The sequence below is a fragment of the Acinetobacter uliginosus genome, from assembly GCF_044130295.1.
In the GTDB taxonomy this organism is placed as follows: domain Bacteria; phylum Pseudomonadota; class Gammaproteobacteria; order Pseudomonadales; family Moraxellaceae; genus Acinetobacter.
On record NZ_JBIQOC010000179.1, the window covers coordinates 1 to 1,083 of the forward strand.

Consider the following 1,083-nt stretch of genomic DNA (forward strand, 5'->3'; position numbering starts at 1 on the left):
CGCAAGGGATCAGATGATCGAGATCGACTGGCCGGTGGAATCAGCAAAGGAATTACTGCCTTTAATTCAGGGCTTGATCAAATGATCCGTATCGATGAAATCTGGCTCTCTACCCAGCCGATGGATATGCGTGCAGGTATGGATACTGCCATGGCTCAGGTGCTGAGAGCCTTTGGCTATATCAAACCGCATTGTGCTTACCTGTTCTGTAATAAACGTGGCCATCGCATGAAAGTACTGGTGCATGATGGACTGGGCATCTGGCTGTGTGCCCGACGGCTGGAACAGGGCAAATTTCACTGGGCTCAGGTTCACCAAGGTGAAACAGTAGCCATCAGTCGGGAGCAGTTACAGGCACTGATCCAAGGTTTAGCTTGGCAAAGAATCGGTCTGCAGCAAGTGGTAACAATGCTCTAAACAAAGCTCATCCATTCTGCTATTCTCCAAACGTTTTATTTACACATATTCATGATCTCAGCCATACTGTGGTCATGAAAATGCTGCCTGATTTAAGCCAACTGACCCATGAACAACTGCTGGAATTTACCCGGCAGTTGGCGCTGCAGCATCAACAACTCGCAGAAGATAAACAACAATTAGATGCCAAAGTTCAGCATCTTGAAGTATCAAATAAGCAATTAGATGCTCAAGTTCAACACCTTTCTATTCTCAACCAAAAATACGAGCATGAACTTGCGCTATTTAAACAGCATAAATTCGGCAGTAAAAACGAACATCTAACCGCAAAACAAATCCACCTATGGGACGAAGCGGTTGAAGAAGATATTGCTGCGGTTGATCTGGAACTGGAACGACTGAATGCAGATAAAACGAATGCAGCTGCGCAGAAAGCCCCAGCCAACAAACCTAAACGTCGACTGCTGCCAGATCATCTATACACCATCCGTATTGAGCATGAACCTGCATCGACAGAATGTGCCTGTGGCTGCACACTGCGTCGTATCGGTGAAGATATCAGTGAAAAACTGAATTTCAGACCGGCACAGTTCTATAAGGAACAGCATGTGCGTGGCAAATGGGTGTGTGATCAATGTGACACACTGACCCAACAAGCAATGCCGG

2 protein-coding genes are annotated in these 1,083 nt (G+C 46.4%); both read left to right on the forward strand.

Annotated elements, in window-relative coordinates; translation table 11 throughout:
* A partial coding sequence (gene tnpB, locus ACE01T_RS17570) for an IS66 family insertion sequence element accessory protein TnpB (protein ID WP_395519783.1) occupies positions 1-417 on the forward strand: 417 nt, incomplete at its 5' end.
* Between the two features lie 74 nt (positions 418-491).
* A partial coding sequence (locus ACE01T_RS17575) for an IS66 family transposase zinc-finger binding domain-containing protein (protein WP_395519784.1) occupies positions 492-1,083 on the forward strand: 592 nt, incomplete at its 3' end.